We start from the raw sequence: 21,932 nt of genomic DNA, 5'->3' as shown, positions 1-21,932 counted from the left end.
ACCTGCGGGGGAGCGGGGGATCATGTGGGTTCGGGCGGGGCGGATGCCCGAACAAGGCGGCGGGCGGGCCCGTTCGGTGCCCGCCCGCCTGGAAGTGCCGTGCTCAGTCGTGCTCCGTCGTGCTCAGTAGGGCCAGATCGGCGGGTCGTTGACGAAGCGGCCGCCCATGTACTGGTGCGCCGGGTTGTCGTCGCTGAGCGGGCCGTATTCGGCCAGCAGCTTCTCCGCGTACGCCTCCGAGTTGTCCTGCGGCTCGTAGCCGAGGGCGCGGGCGCTCGAAAGGTCCCACCACAGGCGGGTGTTGGCGGACGAGCCGTAGGCGACGGTGTGGCCGACCTTCTCGGCGGTCAGTGCCGCGTCGAAGAGGCGGGCGCCGTCCGCGGGGCTCATCCACACCGACATCATGCGGACGTCCGTGGGCTCCTTGAAGCAGGAGCCGATGCGCACGGAGACGGTCTCGATGCCGTGCTGGTCCCAGTAGAACTGGGCGAGGTCCTCGCCGAACGACTTCGACAGGCCGTAGTACGTGTCGGGGCGGCGCAGCGTCTCGACCGGGACCAGCGGCGCGCCGTCCTCCACGTGCGGGCGCGGCGTGTAGCCGATCGCGTGGTTGGAGGAGGCGAAGACGATGCGCGGGGCCGTGCCGTCCTCGCGGGACGCGGCCTCTTCCCGCACGGCCTCGTAGAGGTGGTACGTGCCCTTGATGTTCGAGTCGAGGATCTTCTCGAACGTCGACTCCAGGCTGATCCCGGCGAGGTGCAGCACGCCGTCGACGCCGCGCACCGCCTCGCGCAGCGCGTCCGTGTCGTTGAGGTCGGCGACGATCGCGTCGGGCGCGTCCTCGACGGGGCGCACGTCGAGCAGGCGAAGCTCGTAGCCGTACTGGGGCAGCAGCTCCCGCATCAGGGTGCCGAGTCCGCCGGCCGCGCCGGTGAGCAGGATGGTGCGGGAACGGGAAGGGACTGGCATGCGTGTGATCTCCGGTTGCGTGAGCGGCATTCACATTCATGGATGCGGGACAACGCTATGAAGCCCTGCAGTGCCAGTCAAGAGGCGTGCGTACCTTGTGAGTTCGCGTCTTTTGTGTGCTTGACCGGCCCCTGAAGGGCGTCCTACCGTGGTGTTGTTCAGAAATGTAAACGCGGATCACAAATGTGCACATCGTGCGATGTGTGCGCTCAGGGAGAGCTCGTGACCTCAGCCCCTCTCGCCGCTCGCCTCAGCATTCCCAGCGGGCCGCTGTTCTTCCCCGTCACCGCCTACGGGTCCGACGGGGCCGTGGACCTCGACACCTACCGCACCCATGTCCGGCGCGGCGTCGAGGCCGGGGCCGCCGCCGTGTTCGCCTGCTGCGGCACCGGGGAGTTCCACGCCCTCACGCCCGAGGAGTTCGAGGACTGCGTCGCGGCCGCGGTCGAGGCGACGGCGGGCCGGGTACCCGTCGTCGCGGGCGCCGGATACGGCACCGCACTCGCGGTCCGGTACGCGCGCGCGGCCGAACGGGCGGGCGCGGACGGCCTGTTGGCGATGCCGCCGTATCTCGTCGTCGCAGGACAGGAGGGGCTGCTGCGGCACTACACCGAGCTGGCCGACGCGACCTCCCTCGACACCATCGTCTACCAGCGCGACAACGCGGTCTTCACCCCGGAGACCGTCGTCGCGCTCTCCCGCCACCCGAAGGTGATCGGGCTCAAGGACGGGCTCGGCGACCTGGACCTGATGCAGCGGATCGTGAGCGCCGTACGGACGGAGGGGGCGCCGGAGTTCCTCTACTTCAACGGTCTGCCCACCGCCGAACTCACCGGCCTCGCCTACCGCGGCATCGGCGTCACCCTCTACTCCTCCGCCGCCTTCGCCTTCGCGCCCGAGCTCGCGCAGGCCTTCCACAAGGCGCTGAACGCGGGCGACGACAGCACGGTCAACCGGCTCATCGACGGCTTCTACCGGCCCCTCGTCGAACTCCGCAACCAGGGGCGGGGGTACGCGGTCTCCCTCGTGAAGGCGGGTGTACGGCTCAGCGGACTCGATGTCGGCGGGGTGCGGCCGCCGCTGCACGAGCCGCGCGCGGAACACATCGAGCGGCTCGTCGAACTCATCGAGCAGGGCGCCAAGTTGGTGGAAGGAGCCGACGCATGAGGACATCCACCTTCGTCTACCCCTGGGACGTCAACGGCGACCCGGACGCCGCCCGCCGCATCGCCGACCTCGGCGTCCAGCAGGTCACCCTCGCCGCCGCGTACCACTCCACGCGCGCGCTGACGCCCCGCCATCCGCGCCACCGCATCGTGACGGCGGAGCACGCGGCCGTGCTGTACCCCGTCGACCAACAGCGCTGGCAAAGGCGGGAGTTGGCGCCGCACGAGGCCGGAGACTGGGCCCCCGGCGACGCCTACGGAGAGGCTGCCGAGGCCCTCGCGGGCGCCGGTCTCGACGTCCACACATGGGTCGTGCTCGCCCACAACTCCCGGATGGGCGCCGAGCATCCGGGCACCTCCGTCGTCAACGCCTACGGAGACCGCTACCCGTGGGCGCCGTGCATCGCGCAGCCCGCCACGCGCGTGTACCTCGTCGACCTGGCGGCGGAGGCGGCGACGCGCCCCGGCGCGCGCGGCACCGAACTCGAATCGCTCGGCTGGTACGGCCTCGCGCATCTGCACGCCCACGACAAGATCGGCGGCGTCGGTCTCGGCGAGGCCGGGCAGTACCTGATGTCGCTGTGCTTCTGCGAATCCTGCCGCGAGGGCTACGGGCAACACGGCCTGGATCCCGAGCAATTGGCGGTGTCCGTTCGGTCGGCCCTGGATCCCGTATGGCGGGGGAGGGTGACGGACGACGGCTGGGCGACGGTCGAGAAGCTGCTCGGCGCCGAGACCGCGGCCGCCACGCGCGCGTACCGCGACACCACGGCCCGCACCCTCCAGGAAGCGGCCGTGGCGGCGGTACGGGCCGCGGCCCCCGCAGACTTCCAGGTGCTGCTGCACGCCGACCCGGTCTCGTACCACTGCGGCGCCAACGCCGGCGTCGACCCGGAGCACATCCTCTCCGTCGCCGACGGCGTCGTCGTGCCCTGCACGGGCGGCGCGGGCCTGGTGCGCCCGTTCGCGGAGCAGGGCAGGGGCGTCGTCGCAGCGAACTTCACCGTCGTACGCGGCATGGGCGGCAGCCCGGACACGCTCGCGGAGGACGTCCGGGCCGCGCGCGACCTGGGTGCGACGCAGCTGCGGCTGTACCACGCGGGGCTCGCGTCGGACGGGGACCTGGAAGCGGTGGCAGGGGCGCTCGCGGGGCTCTGACGGGCGGTGGCGGCCGGTAGTGGCAGGCGGTCGGCGGCAGGCATTCGGCGGCGAAGCGCGGCGGAGGATCAACTTCCGCAAGATTCATGGAAGTTGTGTGAACTTCTTTCGTCGGAAGCGTTGACGAAACAGGGCCGTGCTTCTAGCTTCAACGCGTCGTACTTCGTACGTCATATATGAGACGCGATACGCCATACGAGAGGCCCGCATGACCTCTGTGCCCACGCCGATCCCCTCCCGTACCCAGTACGTCCTGGAGGAGATCAAGCACCGCATCCTGACGGGGCGGCTGCGACCCGGCCAGGCCCTGGTGGAGACCGATGTCGCCGCCCAGTTCGGGGTCTCCAAGACCCCGGTGCGCGAGGCGCTCAAGACCCTCGCCGGGACCGGACTCGTCGTGATGAGCCAGTACAAGGGCGTCACGGTGCGCATGGTGGACGCCGACATGGCCCGCGAGGTCTACGACGTGCGGCTGCTGCTCGAGCCGGAGGCGCTGCGCCGCACCGTGTGCCGCCGCGCCTCCCTCGACGCCGCCCGCGACGCGCTGCACAGCGCCGCCACCGCGAGCGACACGGCCCAACGCTCGCTCGCCAACCGGGAGTTCCACCGCGCCCTGTACCTCCCGTGCGGCAACCCGCTGCTCGGCAGGATGCTCGACGAGGTCCGCGACCAGGCCGCCCTGGTGTCCGCGGTGGCGTGGGCCGCCGACCCCTCGTGGGACCGGGAGGCCGCCGAGCACCGGGAGATCCTGGAGCTCGCCCTCGCCGGTGACGCCCAGGGGGCCTCGCGCGCGCTGCGTGACCACATCGCGTCGTTCGTCCAACGGGCCTTCCCCGAAGCGCGGGAGGACCGGGAAGAAGAGGGTGAGCACCACTCATGACCATCCCCACGTTCTCCGCTCCGTACGAGCAGGGGAGACCCCACTCGCCGGCCGTGTTCGAGACCCAGCGCGCCGCTCTCGCCGATGTGGTCGCGATCCCGGTGACCCCGTTCGCCGAGGACGGATCCGTCGACGAGGTGCAGTACAGGTCCCTGCTGCGGCGCCTGCTCGACGCCGGCGTGCGCACTCTGACTCCGAACGGGAACACCGGCGAGTTCTACGCCCTCACCCCCGAAGAGCGCCGCCTCGTCACGGAGTTGACCCTCGCCGAGGTGGGGGAGCGGGGCGTTGTCCTGGTCGGCGTCGGGCACGACGTGCCGACCGCGATCGAGGCCGCCCGGCACGCCCGTGAGCACGGCGCCCACATGGTGATGGTCCACCAGCCCGTGCACCCGTACGTCTCCGAGGTCGGCTGGGTCGACTACCACCGGGCGATCGCGCGGGCCGTGCCCGAGCTCGGCGTCGTCCCGTACCTCAGGAACGCGGCGCTCCCCGGCGCCCGGCTCGCCGAACTCGGCGCGGCCTGCCCGAACGTGATCGGCGTGAAGTACGCGGTGCCGGACGCCTCGCGCTTCGCCGGCTTCGCCCGGGACGCGGGCCTCGACCGGTTCGTCTGGGTGGCCGGGCTCGCCGAGCCGTACGCGCCCTCCTACTTCTCCGCGGGCGCCACCGGTTTCACCTCGGGGCTCGTGAATGTCGCGCCGAGCGTCTCGCTGTCGATGATCGAAGCGCTTCGATCGGGCGACTATGCCGCCGCCATGAAGGTGTGGGAGCAGATCCGCCGCTTCGAGGAACTGCGCGGCGCCGACGCCTCCGCCAACAACGTCACCGTCGTCAAGGAGGCCCTGGCCTCCCTCGGCCTGTGCCGCCGCGACGTCCGTCCGCCGAGCAAGGAGCTGCCGGAGGCGGCGCGCGCCGAGGTCGCCGAGATCGCCGCGGGGTGGTCCATATGAGTACCGACCGGAGAGGGTCCGACAACCGGAGGCTGAGCCCCGAACAGCTCCGCTCCCACCAGTGGTACGGCACCGAGGGGCAGCTGCGCACCTGGTCGCACAACGCCCGGATGCGCCAACTCGGCTACGAGGGCGAGGAGTACGAGGGCCGCCCCGTCGTCGCCGTCCTCAACACCTGGTCCGACATCAACCCCTGCCACGTACACCTGCGGGAGCGGGCGGAGGCCGTGAAGCGGGGCGTGTGGCAGGCGGGCGGCTTCCCGCTCGAATTCCCCGTCTCCACGCTCTCGGAGACGTACCAGAAGCCGACCCCGATGCTCTACCGCAACCTGCTCGCCATGGAGACCGAGGAGCTGCTGCGCTCCTACCCGGTCGACGCGGCGGTGCTGCTCGGCGGCTGCGACAAGTCGACCCCCGCCCTGCTCATGGGCGCGGCGTCCGCCGACGTGCCGGCGATCTTCGTGCCGGCCGGGCCGATGCTGCCTGGTCACTGGCGCGGCGAGACCCTCGGCTCCGGCACCGACATGTGGAAGTACTGGGACGAGCACCGCGCGGGCAACCTCACCGACTGCGAACTGCGGGAACTCCAGGGCGGGTTGGCGAGGTCGCCCGGCCACTGCATGACCATGGGGACCGCGTCCACCATGACCGCGGCGGCCGAGGTCCTCGGCATGACGCTGCCGGGCGCCTCCTCGATCCCGGCCGTCGACTCCGCGCACGAGCGGATGGCCGCGGCCTCCGGGCGGCGCGCCGTCGACCTCGCCTGGACCGCGCTCAGGCCCTCCGAGATCCTCACTCCCGAGGCCTTCGAGGACGCCGTCACCACGGTGCTCGGGCTCGGCGGCTCCACCAACGCCGTCATCCACCTCATCGCCATGGCCGGGCGGGCCGGAGTGCCGCTGAGCCTCGACGACTTCGACCGCGTCGCGCGCACCGTTCCCGTGCTCGCGAACGTGCGGCCGGGCGGACAGACGTATCTGATGGAGGACTTCTACTTCGCCGGTGGCCTGCCCGCGTTCCTCTCCCGGATCACCGACCTTCTGCACCTCGAACGACCCACGGTCAACGGGCGGTTGGGTGAGCAAGTGGTGGGCGTCGAGGTCCACAACGACGACGTGATCCGCACCCGTACGAACCCGGTCGCGGCCGAGGGCGGCGTCGCTGTCCTGCGCGGCAACCTCTGCCCCGACGGCGCCGTCATCAAGCACATCGCCGCCGAGCCGCGGCTGCTCAAGCACACCGGCACGGCCGTGGTCTTCGACGACTACAAGACCATGCAACGCACCATCAACGACCCGGAGTTGGGCATCACCGCCGACAGCGTCCTGGTGCTGCGCGGCTCGGGACCCAAGGGCGGGCCCGGCATGCCCGAGTACGGGATGCTGCCCATCCCCGACCATCTGCTCAAGCAGGGCGTGCGCGACATGGTGCGGCTCTCCGACGCCAGGATGAGCGGCACGAGTTACGGGGCGTGTGTCCTGCACATCGCCCCCGAGTCGCACGTCGGCGGACCGCTCGCGCTGGTCCGCAGCGGGGACACCATCACGCTCGACGTCGCCGCTCGCTCTCTTCAACTCGACGTGAGCAACGACGAGTTGGAGCGCCGCAGGAGCGACTGGACGCCGCCCGTCGAGCGTCACGAGCGCGGCTACGGCGTGCTCTACAACGAGCAGATCACCCAGGCCGACACCGGCTGCGACTTCGCCTTCCTGGCGGGGCCCGGCACGGTTGCGGACCCGTACGCGAGCTGAGTCACCGACACCTCGAACATCGTTTGCGAAGCGCTTCGATGTGTGGGCCGTGCAAGCGCTTTCTACGGCCTGCGAAGAAGCAAGAAAAGCAAGAGAACCAACGAAGCACCGACCTGAGCCACCGAGAACGGAGTTCCCGTCATGGCCCAAGCCGCAGCCGTGGCCAAAGCACCGGGGGGCGCCTCGCCGCCCCGGCGCCGCAAGTCAGCCACCCCGCGCAGGCTCCCTTATCTGCTGATCGCGCCCGCCGGGCTGCTGATGCTGGGCTTCATCGCGTATCCCGTCATCAGCGTCTTCTACTACAGCGTGCAGCACTTCAACCCGACCAAGCCGTGGCGCAACGGGTTCGCGGGACTCGACAACTTCGTCACCGCGTTCACCAACGACCCGGACTTCTGGCGGACATTGGGCTTCAGCCTCCAATGGGTCGTCGTCCAGGTGGTGCTGCAACTACTGCTCGGCCTCGGGCTCGCGCTCGTGGTCAACCAGACGTTCGTCGGCCGCGGCATGGCCCGCGCGCTCGTCTTCTCGCCGTGGGCCGTCTCCGGCGTGCTGACCTCCGCCGTCTGGATGCTGCTCTACAACTCCCAGACGGGCATCACGCGTTATCTCGCGGACATGGGCATCGGAACGTACGGGACCTCATGGCTCTCGGACACCGCGACCGTCTTCCCCGCCGTCGTCACCGCCGAACTCTGGCGCGGCGTCCCCTTCTTCGCGATCCTCATCCTCGCCGACCTGCAGTCCGTGTCGAAGGACCTGTACGAGGCCGCCGAGGTCGACGGGGCGAGCCGGCTCCGCCAGTTCTTCCACATCACGCTGCCGCACCTCAAGGACGCGATCATCCTGTCCACGCTGCTGCGCGCGGTGTGGGAGTTCAACAACGTCGACCTGCTCTACACCCTCACCGGCGGCGGACCCGCGGGTGAGACGACCACTCTGCCGCTGCGCATCGCCTCCATCGCCGTCGACAGCCACGACTTCGGCTACGCGTCCGCGCTGACGTCCATCGCCTTCGTGATCCTCCTGTTCTGCTCGATGATCTATCTCCGCCTGAGCAAGTTCGGGGGCGAGGACAAGTGACCGTCAAGGAAGCCGAATTGACCGCCACCACGACCGCGCCCGCCACCACGACGGGCGGCGGCAGGCACCGCGCCGCCCTCCGCCCCTCCAAGAAGGACCGCGGGCCCTCCTGGGAGGACGTGCCGCGCTGGCAGATCTATGTCCCGCTCGGCGTCTATCTCCTCTTCACGCTCATCCCGTTCTACTGGATGCTGCTGTTCGCGTTCCGGCCCGCCGGATCCACGTCCCTCGTGCCGTGGCCGCTCACCTTCGAGCACTTCGACAAGGTGTGGAACGAGCGGTCGTTCGCGATCTTCTTCCAGAACAGCCTGCTCGTCGGCCTCGCCTCGATGCTGATGACGACGGTGGTGGCGCTGGCCGGCGGCTACGCGCTCGCCCGCTTCAAGTTCCGGATCAAGCAGGGCTTCATGCTCGCGCTGCTGTGCTCGCAGTTCATTCCGGGCGCCCTGATGCTGGTCCCGCTGTTCCAGATCTTCGCCAACCTGCGGCTGATCAACTCGCTCGGCAGCGTCATCATCGCCGAGACCGTCTTCCAGCTGCCGCTCACGATGATCCTCATCAGCGGCTTCATCAAGAACGTGCCGTACACGCTCGAAGAGGCCGCCTGGGTCGACGGCTGCGGACGCTTCCGCGCCTTCTGCGCCGTCGTCCTCCCGCTTCTGCGACCTGGGCTGATCGCGGTCGGTTCCTTCGCCTTCGTGCACAGCTGGAACCACTTCCTGTTCGCCCTCATGTTCCTCTCCAACCAGGACAAGCAGACGATCCCGGTCGGCCTCGCCACGCTCATGGGCGCCGACTCCGTCGACCTGGGCGCGCTCGCCGCCGGCGGCGTCGTGGCCGCGCTGCCCGTCGTGATCGTTTTCGCATTCATTCAGAAATGGCTCGTCACGGGGTTCAGCGCGGGGGCGGTGAAGGGATGACAAGCACTATGAAGATCAAGCCGATCATGCAGACACGCAACAGCAGCACGGAGCACGAGCCCGTTCCCGTCGTCCTCGCGGGCGCGCGGGGGCACGGACGCTGGCACCTGAACAACCTGCGCAACCTCGCGGAAGCGGGGCGGGTGAAGCTGGCCGGAGTGTGCGAGCTGCGGCCGCTGGACGCGGCGGAGCTCGAAGGATTCGATGCCGGGGACGTCGTGCAGTCCGCCGACTTCGGGGAGCTGCTCGACCGCACCGGCGCCCGGATCGCGATCATCTGCACCCCGATCCCCACGCACACGGATCTGGCCCTGGTGGCCGCCGAGCGGGGTGTGCACCTGCTCCTGGAGAAGCCGCCCGCGCCGTCATATACGGAATACGAGCGGATGGCGGCCGGGGTGGCCGCGGCGGGGATCGCCTGCCAGGTCGGCTTCCAGTCGCTCGGCTCGCACGCGGTGTCCCATGTACGGGATCTCGTACGCGACGACGCCATCGGTGAGCCCCTCGGCATCGGCGCCGCCGGAGCCTGGGCCCGCGACGAGGCCTACTACCGGCGCGCCCCCTGGGCCGGGCGCCGCCGCCTCGACGACGGCAGCGGTACGGGCCGCACGGTCGACGTCGTCGACGGCGTGCTCACCAACCCCCTCGCCCACGCCGTCGCCACCTCCCTCGCCCTCGACGGCGCGACCGGCGGCGGCGACCTCACCGCGATCCGCACCGAGCTGTACCGCGCCAACGACATCGAGGCCGACGACACCTCGTACGTCGAGCTGACCACCCGCACCGGATCGCGCGTCACCGTCGCCGCGACCCTGTGCGCCGAGCTGCCCGACGAGCCGTACGTGATCGTGCACGGCAGTCAGGGCCGAATCACGTTCTGGTACAAGCAGGACCGCGTCCTCGTGCAGCGCGCGGGCCACGGCCCGGAGGAGACCGTGCACGGGCGCACCGACCTGCTGGCGAACCTCGTCGAGCACCTCGCCACCGACAGGGAGACGCCGCTGCTCGTGCCGCCCGCGTCGACCGGCGCGTTCATGCGCGTGGTCGAGGCGATCCGGCGGGCTCCCGCCCCGCTGGCGCTGCCCGCGGACGCGTGGAGCGTGGTGCCCGCCGACCGGCCCGACACCGTACGACGGGTGGTGCACGGCGCCGACGGGCTCGTCGCAGCGAGCGCCGACGGACTCACCGGCTTCGCCGGGCTCGGCGCGTCCTGGGCCCGCTCCGGAGCGGAGGCCTCGTCATGACCCGAACCATGCACGGTCTTGTCACCGCCCCGCTGACACTGAGCTGCGCGGGCCGCCCCGTCGCCCGCTACGAGATCCGCCCCGACGTCGAACGGCGCCTCTCGCCGCGCCCCTTCCTGCATCCGGTGACCACGCTCGCCGGCACCCCGGTCACCGAGTCCGCGCCCGCCGACCACCTGCACCACCTCGGGGTGGGCGTCGCCGTGCCGGACGTCGCGGGGCGCAACTTCTGGGGCGGGCGCACCTACGTCGAGGGCCGGGGGCCGACCGAGCTCGACAACCACGGCGAGCAGCGGCACCGCGAGTTCAAGCTGTGCGACCCGGACGGGTTCGTGCAGGACCTGGACTGGATCACGGACGACTACGTGCCGCTCCTGCGCGAGCGCCGCACCGTGGCCGTCACCCAACTGGCCGACGACGCCTGGGCGTTGGACTTCACGTTCTCGCTCACCAACCCGTCGGACGACGCGCTGAGCATCGGCAGCCCGGCGACCAACGGCCGCCCCGGCGCCGCGTACGGAGGCTTCTTCTGGCGGGCGCCGAAGGAGGCCGCGGCCCCGGCCGTGTTCACCGCGGACGGTGCGGGCGAGTCCGCCGTCCACGGCCGCCCCGCCGACTGGCTGGCCATGGCGGGCGACGGCTGGACCCTCGTCTTCGCGGGCGCCACCGCCGAGACCCGCCGCGACCCGTGGTTCGTCCGCACCGACGAGTACCCGGGCGTCGGCTCCTCGCTCGCCTCCGCCGACCGGCTGCCCATCGGTCCCGGTGACACCGCCGTACGCCGCGTGGTCACGGTCGTCGCCGACGGCACGCTCGACCGGAAGCGGGCCACGACGCTCGTCCGAAAGGCGGTGGCCGCATGAACCGCGCGCCGAACAGAACCGGTGACCTGGGCGACGGCACGTACCGCAACCCCGTGCTCGCCGCCGACTGGTCCGACCCCGACGTGGTCCGCGTCGGTGACGACTTCTACCTGACCGCGTCCAGCTTCGGCCGCGTCCCCGGTTTGCCGCTGCTGCACTCCCGCGACCTCGTCAACTGGACGCTCGTCGGGCACGCCCTCGACAGGCTCGAACCCGCCGAGGCGTTCACCACCCCGCGCCACGACTGCGGCGTGTGGGCGCCGTCGATCCGCCACCACGACGACCGCTTCTGGATCGTCTGGGGCGACCCCGACCACGGCATCTACCAGATCAACTCGCCCTCGATCGAGGGGCCTTGGACGGCACCCCATCTGCTCAAGGCGGGCAAGGGCCTCATCGACGCCTGCCCGCTGTGGGACGCGGAGACCGGCGAGGCGTACCTCGTGCACGCCTATGCGAAGTCCCGCGCCGGCATCAAGAACCGGCTCACTGGACACCGCATGGCGCCCGACGGCAGCGAACTCCTCGACGAGGGAACGGTGTTGATCGACGGGGACCGCATCCCCGGCTGGTTCACCCTTGAGGGCCCCAAGGTCTACCGGCACGACGGCTGGTACTGGATCTTCGCCCCTGCGGGCAGCGTGGAGACCGGCTGGCAGGGCGCCTTCCGCTCCCGCTCGTTCTTCGGCCCCTACGAGGAACGGGTCGTGCTCGAACAGGGCGACACCGACGTCAACGGCCCCCACCAGGGTCCATGGGTGCGCACGGCGGCCGGTGAGGACTGGTTCCTGCACTTCCAGCAGCGCGGCCCGTACGGGCGGGTGGTGCACCTGCAGCCGATGCGCTGGGACGCCTCCGGGTGGCCGGTGATCGGCGACGACGGCGCCCCCGTCGACGTACACGAGAAGCCCGCGCTGCCGCTGTGTCCGGCGGCGGCGCCCGCGACGGACGACACCTTTCCCGGCGGGCGCTTCGGTCCGCAGTGGCAGTGGACGGCCAACTCCGAGTCGGACTGGACGAGTTCGCACGACGGGGACGGGCTGTTGCTCGACTGCGTGCGCTCCGCCGACGGGGTGCGCGACCTGCGCCGCGTACCGCATCTGCTGACCCAGCGGCTGCCGCTCCTGCCGAGCCGGGTGGAGGTCGACCTGCGGCTCGACGCCACAACTCCCGGTGCCCGAGCCGGACTTGTGGTGCTCGGTGACGCGTACTCCTGGATCGGCCTCGAACGCGGGGCGGACGGAGCGGCCCACGTGGTGCACCGGTTCGCCGAGACCACCGCCGATGCGGAACGGGACGCGGCCCATCCCCGCGCGGCGCCCGACGCGACGGCGCGGCTGCGCGTCGACATCGCCGACGGGGCCCGCTGCCGCTTCTTCGTCGACACCGGAGACGGCTTCCGGCGCTCGGGCCAGGTGTTCGCCGCGCAGCCCTGGCGCTGGGTCGGCGCCCTGCTCGGCCTGTTCGCGGCGGCACCACTTGGCGGTCAGGCCGCCGGCGCCGCCCGGTTCACGCACTTTCGCAGCACCACCCTCCAGTTGGATCCAGAAGAAGAGAGCCGATCATGACCATCAGCGCACGCAGAGGAACCCGCAGCGGCATCCGCAGATCCGCACGGCGCACCGGCACGGCCGTCGCCATCAGTACCGTCCTCGCCCTGACCGCCACCGCCTGCGGCGACGACGGCAGCGGGTCCGGCGGTGACAAGGGGGACGAGGGCTCGGGCAAGGGCGAGATCACCTTCTGGGACAACAACACGGCCGTGCGCCGCGACGTCTGGATGGAGGTCATCAAGGACTTCGAGAAGAAGTACCCGAACATCAAGGTCAAGTACGTCGGCATCCCCGCAGAGAACGTGCAGTCCAAGTACGACACCGCCATCCAGGGCGGCGGCCTGCCCGACGTCGGCGGCGTGGGCACCGCGATGCTCGCCGGTGTCGCCGCGCAGGGCGCACTCGAACCGCTCGACGAGCGCATAGCGACGAGCCCGCTCAACGGGAAGCTCAACGACGCCTTCATGGAGTCGGTGAAGTCCGCGGGCGCCGGGGACAAGCTCTACGAGCTGCCGACCTCCGCCAACAACGGTGTCCTCTACTACCGCACCGACCTGTTCAAGAAGGCGGGCCTCGGCGCGCCGACGACCTGGGACAAGTTCTTCGAGGCGGCGTCCAAGCTCACCAACACCGGTAAGAACGAGTTCGGTTACACCATCCGCGGCGGCGAGGGCTCCATCGCGCAGGCCCTCGACGCGTCGTACGGGCAGAGCGGCATCACGTCGTTCTGGGACGCGAACAACACGAAGACCACGGTCAACGACCCCAAGAACGTGGCCGCGCTGCAGAAGTACGCCGACCTCTACAAGAAGGCGACGCCGTCCGCCGACGTCAACAACGACTTCACGAAGATGGTCGCGCAGTACGACAGCGGCAAGATCGGCATGCTGAGCCACAACCTCGGCTCGTACGGCGACCACGTGAAGGCCTTCGGCACCAAGTTCCGCGGCATCCCCAACCCGACGGGCCCGGACGGCACCCGCGTCCAGGTCTCCAACCCGGTGGACGGGCTCGGCCTGTTCAAGGCGAGCAAGAACAAGAAGGCTGCCTGGAAGTTCATGGAGTTCGCCGCCTCGCACGCGGAGAACAGCAAGTGGAACGAGTCGGCCAAGCAGATCCCGGCCAACACCGAGGCCGCCAAGGACGACTGGGTGCAGGAGTCCGAGCCGACGAAGCTCGCCGCCGAGGCCCTGCAGTCCGGCACCACCAAGATCGTGCAGCTGCCGTACTACCTGCCCGACTGGAACACCATCTCCAAGGCCGACAACGAGGACGACTTCCAGAAGGTCATGCTCGGCAAGATGACGGCCAAGGCCTTCCTGGACTCGCTCGCCGACCAGCTCAACAAGGCGCAGGCTGAGTGGAAGCAGCAGGCCAACTAGCCGCCTCTGCGCGCCTGTTCACCGCTGACCGGGTCGGCTGCGGGACGCCCCGTGCCCCGCGGCTCCCGCCGCCGACCCCACCACACCCCCCTCACCACCCATCACCTTCATGAAGCACGCCCATGAAAGGACGGCACATCGACGTGTCGACCACCCGAAGAACCCCCCGAATAACCACCCGCAGAGCCACCTTGGCCGCCCTCGCGGCCCTCCCGCTCGCGGCGGCCCTCGCGTCTCCCGCGTCGGCGGCCACCGCCCGGCACGACCGGCGGACCCTCTTCATCGCGGGCGACTCCACCGCCGCCCAGAAGTACCTCGACGCCAAGCCCGAGACCGGCTGGGGCATGGCCCTCCCGCTCTTCCTCTCCGACCGCGTCCGGGTCGCCAACCACGCGGTCAACGGCCGCAGTTCGAAGAGCTTCGTCGACGAGGGCCGCCTCGACACGATCCTCGCCGCCATCCGCCCCGGCGACCTCCTCCTGATCCAGTTCGCGCACAACGACGAGAAGAGCGCCGACCCCACGCGCTACACCGAGCCCTGGTCGACGTACCAGGAGTATCTGAAGCTGTACGTCGACGGGGCGCGGGCCAAGGGCGCCCGCCCGGTGCTCGCCACCGCCGTCGAGCGCAGAAAGTTCGACGCGAGCGGCAACTCCCTGCCCACCCACGGCGACTACCCGGCGGCGATGCGCGCCCTCGCCGAGCAGGAGGGCGTCGCGCTGCTCGACATCCAGGCGCTGTCCCTCGCCCTGTGGCAGAAGCTCGGCGTCGACGAGACGCAGACGTACTTCAACTGGACGGCCACGGAGCAGGACAACACGCACTTCAATCCGCCCGGAGCGATTGCCGTGGCCCGCCTCGTCGCCACCGAGCTGCTCGACCGCAAGGTGCTCGCGCACCGCGACGTGCGCCGCGTCGGAGACGAGATCGACGAGCTGGACCCGGCGTGGCAGTCGCGCCTGTCCTGGCTCGCCGGGACCACCCCCGCCTGACTTCCCTCAACCAGTGCGCCAGGAGCCGTAGATGAGATCCAGCAAGACATACGCGTTCGTCGCCGCCGGTGTCGCCGGCTGCACCGCCGTAGTCCTCGCCATGACCGGCACGGTCGCCTCCGCAGGCGCCGCCGAGCCCCACGGACACGGGCACGACCCCGCCCGGCAGACCCTCGCGAAGGGCGACGGCTGGGGCTCGGCCACCACCGGCACCACGGGCGGCGCCACCGCCGACGCCGCGCACGTCTACACCGTCACCACCTGGGCCGGGCTGAAGGCCGCCTTCGCCGCGGGCGGCACAGCCCCGAAGATCATCAAGGTCAAGGGCACTCTCGACGCGGACGGCGCGACCTGCGCGGACTTCGCCGCCGACGGCTACGACCTCGACCAGTACCTCGCCGACTACGACCCGGCCACCTGGGGCTACGACAAGGAGGTGACCGGCGAGCAGGAGGACCTGCGCGCCGCGTCGGCCGCCGCCCAGGCCAAGGCCATCAAGGCGGACGTGCCCGCCAACACCACGATCATCGGAGTCGGCAAGAACCCCGGCATCGTCGGCGGCAGCCTCCAGATCAACGGCGTCGACAACGTCATCGTGCGCGGCCTCACCCTGGAGTCCCCGCTCGACTGCTTCCCGCAGTGGGACCCGACGGACGGCGACACCGGCAACTGGAACTCCGAGTACGACTCGGCCGTCGTCTACAACTCCACGCACGTCTGGCTGGACCACAACGAGTTCACCGACGGCGACCACCCGGACTCCACGCTGCCCAGCTACTACGGCCGCATCTACCAGCAGCACGACGGCGAGCTCGACATCGTCAAGGGCGCCGACTACGTGACCGCCTCCTGGAACGTCTTCGCCGACCACGACAAGACCCTGATGATCGGCAACAGCGACGGCGCGGCCGCCACGGACCGCGGCAAGCTGCGCGTGACGCTGCACCACAACCTCTTCAAGAACCTCGTCGAGCGGGCCCCGCGCGTCCGCTTCGGGCAGGTCGACGTCTACAACAACTCGTATGTGGGCAACGCCGATTACGCGTACTCGTTCGGCATCGGCTTCGAATCGCAGCTCTACGCGGAGAAGAACGCGTTCACGCTGCCGAAGGGGACCGGGGCGGGCGCCGTCCTGCACCGCTGGAACGACTATCCGCTGACGACCACCGGCAACCAGGTCAACGGCAAACCGGCCGACCTCGTGTCCGCCTACAACGCGACCCACGCGGACGCCCCCCTCCGCGAAGGCGCGGGCTGGAAGCCGACGCTCCGCAAGGACGTCGACCCGGTGAAGTCGGTGCCGCGGGTGGTCGCGCGGGGCGCCGGTCCGGCCAATTGAGCCCCGCCGGCGATTGAGGCGCGGGGTCCGGGGCGGAGCCCCGAGACGTGCGCCTCAATCGCCGGCCACATTCCGAGGAGCCGCACCATGCCCACCCGCCTAGGCAGAAGACGCTTCATCGCGGGCGCGGCGCTCGCCCTGAGCGCCACCGCCACACCGGCCCACGCCACACCGAACCGTCGACACCCCTTCGGCCGCTACGGCTCACCGAGGGCCCGCCTCACCCCGACCACCCTCTACGTACACCCCCGCGGCGCGGGCGACTTCACCACCGTCCAAGCCGCCGCCTCCGCCGCAACGGACCCCGGCCACACCCTGGTGATCGCCCCCGGCACCTACCGGGAAACGGTCACCGTCCCTGCCACGGCCACCGGCACGACCTGGATCGGCGCCTCCGGCGACCCCCGCGACACGGTCATCGTGTACGACAACGCCGCCGGCACCCCGAAGCCCGACGGCTCCGGCACATACGGCACCACCGGAAGCGCCACCGTCACCCTGCGCCCCGACGGCTTCACCGCGCACCACCTCACCTTCGCCAACGACTGGCTGCGCGCGGACCACCCGGAGATCACCGGGACGCAGGCCGTCGCGGTCAAGGTCATGGGCGACCGCTCGGCATTCTTCACGTGCCGGTTCCTCGGCCACCAGGACACCCTGTACGCCGACTCGACCGCGCTCACCGCCTTCGCCCGCCAGTACTTCCGCGACTGCTACGCGGAGGGCGACGTCGACTTCGTCTTCGGGCGCGGCACGGCGGTCTTCGAACGCTGTCACTTCCGGACGCTCGACCGCACCGACCTGGCCTCGGCGCCGTACGGCTTCGTGTTCGCGCCGTCCACGGCGGGCGCCAACCCGCGCGGCTTCCTGGTGAGCCGCGCCCGGATCGACTCCACGGCCCCGGACGCGTACTACAAGCTGGCCCGCCCCTGGGTGCCCAGCTCCGACACGACGGCCAGGCCCGCCCTCGTCGTCCGCGAATCCCGGCTCGGCCGCGGCATCGATGCGGTCGCGCCCTACACGAACATGTCGGACGGCTTCCCCTGGCAGAACCAGCGGTTCGCGGAGTACCGGAACACCGGCCCCGGCGCCGAGGTGTCCGTACCGGAGAACCGGCCCCAACTCACCCGCGCACAGGCCGAGTCGGCGACCCGCGCCACCTACCTCGGTGACTGGGAGCCGGGGGAGGGGACGCGCCGATGATCCGCCGCCGTACGCTGCTCGCCGCCGCCTCGGGCGCCCTCGCCGCGTCCACCGTCGCCGCCGCCCGGCCCCGCCCTCATCCGCGCACACTGCACGTCAGGCGCGGCGACTCGGTGCAGGCGGCCGTGGACTCGGTGGACGGGCCGGGCCGCACCATCGTCGTGCACCCGGGAACATACCGTGGAGTCGTCCAAGTCCCCGCTACCGCACGGGACTTGATTATACGAGGTGCCGAGGGCGCCGACCCCCGCGACACCGTCATCGTGTACGACAACGCCAACGGCACGCAGAAGCCCGACGGCTCCGGAACCTACGGCACGGCCGGCTCCGCCACCTTCAGTTCCGCCGCGCCCGGCCTCACCGTCCGCGGCCTCACCCTCGCCAACGACTGGCTGCGCGCCGACCACCCGGAGATCACGGGCACCCAGGCCGTCGCCGCGTATGTGACGGGCGACCGGACCCTCTTCGAGGACGTGCGCCTCCTCGGCCACCAGGACACGCTCTTCGCCGACACCACCACGCTGGATGCCTTCGACCGGCAGTATTTCCGCGACTGCTACGTCGAAGGAGACGTCGACTTCGTCTTCGGGCGCGGCACCGCGGTCTTCGAGCGCTGCCACTTCCGCACCCTCGCGCGCGACGTCGACTTCACCCCGAAGGGCATGGTCTTCGCCCCGGCCACGGCCCGCGCCAACCCGCACGGATTCCTGGCCGTGCGCTGCCGGTTCACCTCCGGCGCCGAGGACGCCGCGTACAAACTGGCGAGGCCGTGGGTGCCCTCGTACGAGACGACGGCCCGGCCCTCCCTCGTCGTACGGGACTCGTGGCTCGGCCCCGGCATCGACCCGGCCGCGCCGTACACCAACATGCGGGACGCGTATCCCTGGCAGAGCATGCGGTTCGCCGAGTACGCCAACTCCGGTCCGGGCGCCGCGATCTCGGTTCCGGAGAACCGCCCGCAGCTCACCGCGGGGCAGGCCGCCTCGCACACCCGGAAGACCTACCTCGGTGACTGGAGGCCGTATGCGTGAGGTTCCGATGGGCCGCCGTCGGTTCGTGACCGGAGCCGCCGCGGCGACGCTCGCCACCGCCGCAGGGGCGGGCGGAGCCGGCGAGGCACAGGCCGCCGAACTCGTCGGCGGCAACCTGCCGGACTTCCACCCACTCCTCAAGCGCGAGCTCGACTACCCATTGGCGTGGGGGAATTCACCGGTCCGGGACTTCGGAGCATGGCGGCGGGCCGCACGCGCCAAGGTCGAGGAACTGCTCCTCGTCGACCGGCAGGACGACGTTCCGTACGCGCCGCGCTTCGGCGAGGCCTCCCAAGGTGAAGGATTCACCCGCCAGTTGGTCGACGTCTCCCTCACCCGCTACGAGCGGGTGCGGGGCGCCCTGCTCACCCCGGCCGGCCGGGGTCCCTTCCCGGCCGTGCTGCTCCTGCACGACCACGGCGCCAGGTTCGACATCGGAAAGGAGAAGTTCGTCCGTCCCTGGTACGACGACACCCGCCTCGCCTCCGCGCAGGCCTGGGCCGAGAAGTACTTCACCGGCCGCTTCGTCGGCGACGAACTCGCGCGCCGCGGCTACGTCGTGCTCTGCCTCGACGCGTACGGCTGGGGCGACCGCGGACCCGTCACGTACGAGGAACAGCAGGCCCTGGCCAGTAACTTCTACAACCTCGGCTCGTCACTGGCCGGGCTGGTGGCCCGCGAGGACGCCCGCGCCGCCGCCTTCCTCTCCGGGCTCGACCGCGTCGACCGGCGCCGCGTCGCCGCCGTCGGCTTCTCCATGGGCGGCTACCGCGCCTGGCAGACGGCCGCGCTCAGCGACGCCGTCGCGGCCGCCGTGAGCGTGTGCTGGATGACCGGCCTGAAGGAAATGATGGTGCCCGGCAACAACACCCTGCGCGGTCAGTCCTCGTACTACATGCTCCACCCGGGGCTCGCTCGACATCTCGACATCCCCGACGTCGCGAGCATCGCCGCGCCCCGGCCGATGTACTTCCTCGACGGCGCGGATGACACGCTCTTCACCGCCGAGGGCGTCGAGGCGGCGTACGCCCGGATGCACACCGTGTGGCGCTCCCGGCACGCGGACGACCGGCTGCGGACGGAGACGTGGCCGGGGCTCGGGCATGTCTTCGTGGAGCCGATGCAGGAGGCGGTCTTCGGCTGGCTCGACGACGTGCTGTAGCCGCCCGTCGGCCGAGGTGCCACAACGCGCAGGTTCAGCCCAGATGCCACAACGCGTAGGTGACGAACAGCAGCACCAGACCCGCGAGGGTCAACGCGGCGCCCAGGACGCGGAGGTAGCCCACCGGGGCCAGGCCGCGGACGTCGAACGCCCAGCTCAGACCGGCCGCCATGGCGATGAGGCCGCCCACGGCGAAGAGGCCGAGGAGCACCGGTGAGGTGGCGCGGTCGCCGGCGGCGAGGGGGAGGAGACTCGTCGGGGTCACGGTCACGGTGGGAGCCCGCATTCTGTGGGTCGAAGCGCTTCCTCCGACCCTAGAAGGGCCCCCTTCAAGGCACGGTCAACAAGGCGCCATGCAGGAGCAATGGTGCGGCCATATCGGCGTCGGGTATCGATCGGGTAAAGCCGGTCGCGGGACTCATGTGATGCGCGTAGACATGCATTCACCTGCACGGAGTCCCCCCGACCCCGACGGTTGCCACAGCCGTCACGGCCAGAATTGGATCACGTCACCGATGCGTAAGCGCCATCTCGCCGCCGCCACAGCGACGGTCGCTTCCCTCGTACTCGCCGGCGTCGTCACCGCCGGCTCCGCCGACGCGGGCGGAGCGAACGACAAGTCCACCGCGGAGCCGCACAACATCGGCCTCCTCACCAAGGAGATCGACTCCTACTACGGCGCGCAGCAGGACGCCGACGGCGTCTGGCAGGCCTCGCCCGACAGCCCGTACGCCCAGGACCTCGCCCGCATCGAGAAGGGCGCGAAGCGGCAGATCGCCGCGGCGGCGAAGAAGCACCACGGCAAGGGCGGCAAGCCCGCGATCGTCTTCGACATCGACGACACGCTGCTGCTCAGCCTCGACTACGAGAAGAAGACCAACTACGTCTACAACGACGCCAGTTGGAAGGAGTACGTGGGCAAGGCGGACCGGCCCGCCGTCTTCGGTACGCCCGCGCTCATCCGCTACGCCGAGTCCAAGGGCGTCGAGGTCTTCTACAACTCGGGGCTCGGTGAGACGCAGCGCTCCGCCGCCGTGGAGAACCTGAAGAAGGTCGGCATCGACGTCGATCTCGACGCGGACCACGTCTTCCTCAAGGACAAGGCCGACCCGCCCGCGTACCTGGCCGACTGCGCCACGGCCGCCGCCTGGAACTGCACGACGGTGCAGTACAAGGCGGGGACGCGGAAGCACATCGAGTCCCGTGGCTACGACATCGTCGGCAACTTCGGCGACCAGTACTCGGACCTGGAGGGCGGCTACGCGGACAGGACGTACAAGCTCCCGAACCCGACGTACTACGTGGACTGACGTCGATGGGTCCGTGGGACGTGGCCGCCGCCGGGCGGCCACGCCCCACGGACGCTCGGTCAGTCGTACGTCAGGTCGGAGGCCGTGTACCGGCAGTACGTGCCGTCGGGGCCGCTGCCCAGCTCCTTGGGCTCGGCGCCGGTGTTGTTGCCCTCGTACCGGACGCACGGCTTGATCTTCTTGCTGCTGTCGCCGTGGATGCGCACATTGCGCAGGGCCGCCGTGTCGCCGTAGTTCGAGTTGATGCCGACGAGCGACTTGCCCGGCGCCGTCACGTCGACGTCGTTGATGGTGATGTTGCGGTTCTTGTACTGCGTCGAGCAGTTGCCGCAGGAGCGGACCAGCTTGCCGAAGTCGGAGACCTGGAACTTGGTGACGACGAGCTTGCCGGCGCCGTTGAACTGGAACACCTTGTCGTCGGCCTTCTTCGCGCCGCCGCCGTACACCGTGTAGACGGAGCCGGACGACGAGCCCTTGAAGGTGGCCGCGTCCTCGCCGACGTCCTCCCACCACACGTTCTGCAGCGTGCAACTGCCCGCGCAGTGCACGCCGTCGGCGGCCGGGGAGCCGATGATCACGTTCTTGAGGGTGGCGCCGTCCTTCAGGTTGAAGATCGGGTCCTGGCCCTCTTCCTGTCCGTCGCCGCCGAGGTCCCCGGAGCCGTAGTGGCGCTTGAGCCCGCCGTCGTACGTGCCCGAGACGGAGATCGAGCTGCTGACGGCCTTGGTGCCGGTGGCCGTCGGCCAGGCAGAGGCGGCCCCGGCCGTACCGAGCATGCCGCTCGCCATGAGGGCGCCCCCGGTGAGCGTGAGCGCACCGAGCCCTCCGAGCAGGGCTCTGCGACGGGTGGTGCGGCGGCGATGAGTGTGTCCTGATGTGTTGGTCATGCCCTTCAGTGGTCACCGACGGAAGAAGGGTTGCCGCGCAATATCAGCCCCGCCGGCGTTTGAGGCGCGGGGTCCGGGGCGGAGCC

General features: G+C 70.5%; 20 protein-coding genes. 17 read left to right on the top strand and 3 right to left on the bottom strand.

Annotated elements, in window-relative coordinates; all coding sequences use genetic code 11:
• Positions 1 to 123 precede the first annotated feature (123 nt).
• Positions 124 to 969: an NAD-dependent epimerase/dehydratase family protein gene (locus OHA73_RS12635; protein ID WP_327655089.1), complete on the bottom strand. Its 846-nt coding sequence runs from the start codon at positions 967 to 969 to the stop codon at positions 124 to 126.
• 222 nt (positions 970 to 1,191) lie between these two features.
• Here OHA73_RS12635 and OHA73_RS12630 point away from each other — a divergent pair, with 222 nt between their 5' ends.
• The 16 genes from OHA73_RS12630 to OHA73_RS12555 all read left to right on the top strand — a co-directional run bounded on the left by OHA73_RS12630 (position 1,192) and on the right by OHA73_RS12555 (position 19,649).
• Positions 1,192 to 2,136 carry a 5-dehydro-4-deoxyglucarate dehydratase gene (locus OHA73_RS12630; protein WP_327655088.1) on the top strand — a complete coding sequence of 315 codons (945 nt, stop codon included), beginning with the start codon at positions 1,192 to 1,194 and terminating at the stop codon, positions 2,134 to 2,136.
• Complete coding sequence (locus OHA73_RS12625; RefSeq protein WP_327655087.1) at positions 2,133 to 3,293, top strand: hypothetical protein; 1,161 nt, start codon at positions 2,133 to 2,135, stop codon at positions 3,291 to 3,293. The genes OHA73_RS12630 and OHA73_RS12625 overlap by 4 nt, the downstream gene beginning before the upstream one ends.
• A 208-nt stretch (positions 3,294 to 3,501) precedes the next feature.
• Positions 3,502 to 4,173, top strand: a complete 672-nt coding sequence (locus tag OHA73_RS12620; RefSeq protein WP_266720975.1) for a GntR family transcriptional regulator — start codon at positions 3,502 to 3,504, stop codon at positions 4,171 to 4,173.
• Positions 4,170 to 5,126: a dihydrodipicolinate synthase family protein gene (locus OHA73_RS12615; protein ID WP_327655086.1), complete on the top strand. Its 957-nt coding sequence runs from the start codon at positions 4,170 to 4,172 to the stop codon at positions 5,124 to 5,126. The genes OHA73_RS12620 and OHA73_RS12615 overlap by 4 nt, the downstream gene beginning before the upstream one ends.
• Positions 5,123 to 6,877, top strand: coding sequence for an L-arabinonate dehydratase (gene araD / locus OHA73_RS12610; RefSeq protein WP_327655085.1), 1,755 nt, complete (start codon positions 5,123 to 5,125; stop codon positions 6,875 to 6,877). The genes OHA73_RS12615 and araD overlap by 4 nt, the downstream gene beginning before the upstream one ends.
• Positions 6,878 to 7,018: 141 nt before the next feature.
• The gene (locus OHA73_RS12605) at positions 7,019 to 7,960 is read left to right on the top strand and encodes a carbohydrate ABC transporter permease (RefSeq protein WP_266720981.1); all 942 of its coding nucleotides are present in this window, start codon (positions 7,019 to 7,021) and stop codon (positions 7,958 to 7,960) included.
• Complete coding sequence (locus tag OHA73_RS12600; protein WP_443063064.1) at positions 7,957 to 8,880, top strand: carbohydrate ABC transporter permease; 924 nt, start codon at positions 7,957 to 7,959, stop codon at positions 8,878 to 8,880. Before OHA73_RS12605 ends, OHA73_RS12600 begins: the two co-directional genes overlap by 4 nt.
• Positions 8,881 to 8,906: 26 nt before the next feature.
• The gene (locus OHA73_RS12595) at positions 8,907 to 10,124 is read left to right on the top strand and encodes a Gfo/Idh/MocA family protein (RefSeq protein ID WP_327655084.1); all 1,218 of its coding nucleotides are present in this window, start codon (positions 8,907 to 8,909) and stop codon (positions 10,122 to 10,124) included.
• Positions 10,121 to 10,987, top strand: coding sequence for a PmoA family protein (locus OHA73_RS12590; protein ID WP_327655083.1), 867 nt, complete (start codon positions 10,121 to 10,123; stop codon positions 10,985 to 10,987). Before OHA73_RS12595 ends, OHA73_RS12590 begins: the two co-directional genes overlap by 4 nt.
• On the top strand, positions 10,984 to 12,555 hold the full coding sequence (locus tag OHA73_RS12585) for a glycoside hydrolase family 43 protein (protein ID WP_327655082.1): 1,572 nt from the start codon (positions 10,984 to 10,986) through the stop codon (positions 12,553 to 12,555). Before OHA73_RS12590 ends, OHA73_RS12585 begins: the two co-directional genes overlap by 4 nt.
• A complete protein-coding gene (locus tag OHA73_RS12580) occupies positions 12,552 to 13,922 on the top strand; it encodes an ABC transporter substrate-binding protein (protein WP_327655081.1) in 1,371 nt (456 codons plus the stop codon). The genes OHA73_RS12585 and OHA73_RS12580 overlap by 4 nt, the downstream gene beginning before the upstream one ends.
• 122 nt (positions 13,923 to 14,044) lie before the next feature.
• A complete protein-coding gene (locus OHA73_RS12575; protein ID WP_327655080.1) occupies positions 14,045 to 14,914 on the top strand; it encodes a rhamnogalacturonan acetylesterase in 870 nt (289 codons plus the stop codon).
• 31 nt (positions 14,915 to 14,945) lie between these two features.
• A complete protein-coding gene (locus tag OHA73_RS12570) occupies positions 14,946 to 16,253 on the top strand; it encodes a pectate lyase family protein (protein WP_327655079.1) in 1,308 nt (435 codons plus the stop codon).
• 87 nt (positions 16,254 to 16,340) lie between these two features.
• Complete coding sequence (locus OHA73_RS12565) at positions 16,341 to 17,456, top strand: pectinesterase family protein (protein WP_327655078.1); 1,116 nt, start codon at positions 16,341 to 16,343, stop codon at positions 17,454 to 17,456.
• Positions 17,456 to 18,487: a pectinesterase family protein gene (locus OHA73_RS12560; RefSeq protein WP_327658454.1), complete on the top strand. Its 1,032-nt coding sequence runs from the start codon at positions 17,456 to 17,458 to the stop codon at positions 18,485 to 18,487. Before OHA73_RS12565 ends, OHA73_RS12560 begins: the two co-directional genes overlap by 1 nt.
• The gene (locus tag OHA73_RS12555) at positions 18,480 to 19,649 is read left to right on the top strand and encodes a dienelactone hydrolase family protein (RefSeq protein WP_327655077.1); all 1,170 of its coding nucleotides are present in this window, start codon (positions 18,480 to 18,482) and stop codon (positions 19,647 to 19,649) included. Before OHA73_RS12560 ends, OHA73_RS12555 begins: the two co-directional genes overlap by 8 nt.
• 34 nt (positions 19,650 to 19,683) lie before the next feature.
• Here OHA73_RS12555 and OHA73_RS12550 read toward each other — a convergent pair whose 3' ends face one another.
• On the bottom strand, positions 19,684 to 19,914 hold the full coding sequence (locus OHA73_RS12550; RefSeq protein WP_266720999.1) for a hypothetical protein: 231 nt from the start codon (positions 19,912 to 19,914) through the stop codon (positions 19,684 to 19,686).
• 250 nt (positions 19,915 to 20,164) lie between these two features.
• On the opposite strand from OHA73_RS12550, the gene OHA73_RS12545 reads away from it, so the two are divergent.
• Positions 20,165 to 20,959, top strand: a complete 795-nt coding sequence (locus OHA73_RS12545; RefSeq protein ID WP_327655076.1) for an HAD family acid phosphatase — start codon at positions 20,165 to 20,167, stop codon at positions 20,957 to 20,959.
• A gap of 59 nt (positions 20,960 to 21,018) precedes the next feature.
• Here OHA73_RS12545 and OHA73_RS12540 read toward each other — a convergent pair whose 3' ends face one another.
• On the bottom strand, positions 21,019 to 21,846 hold the full coding sequence (locus OHA73_RS12540) for a pectate lyase (RefSeq protein ID WP_266721003.1): 828 nt from the start codon (positions 21,844 to 21,846) through the stop codon (positions 21,019 to 21,021).
• Between the last annotated feature and the right edge of the window lie 86 nt (positions 21,847 to 21,932).

Origin of the sequence: Streptomyces sp. NBC_00483 (assembly GCF_036013745.1) — a bacterium.
Taxonomy (GTDB): domain Bacteria; phylum Actinomycetota; class Actinomycetes; order Streptomycetales; family Streptomycetaceae; genus Streptomyces.
This window is presented reverse-complemented; position numbering and strand designations above follow the sequence as displayed.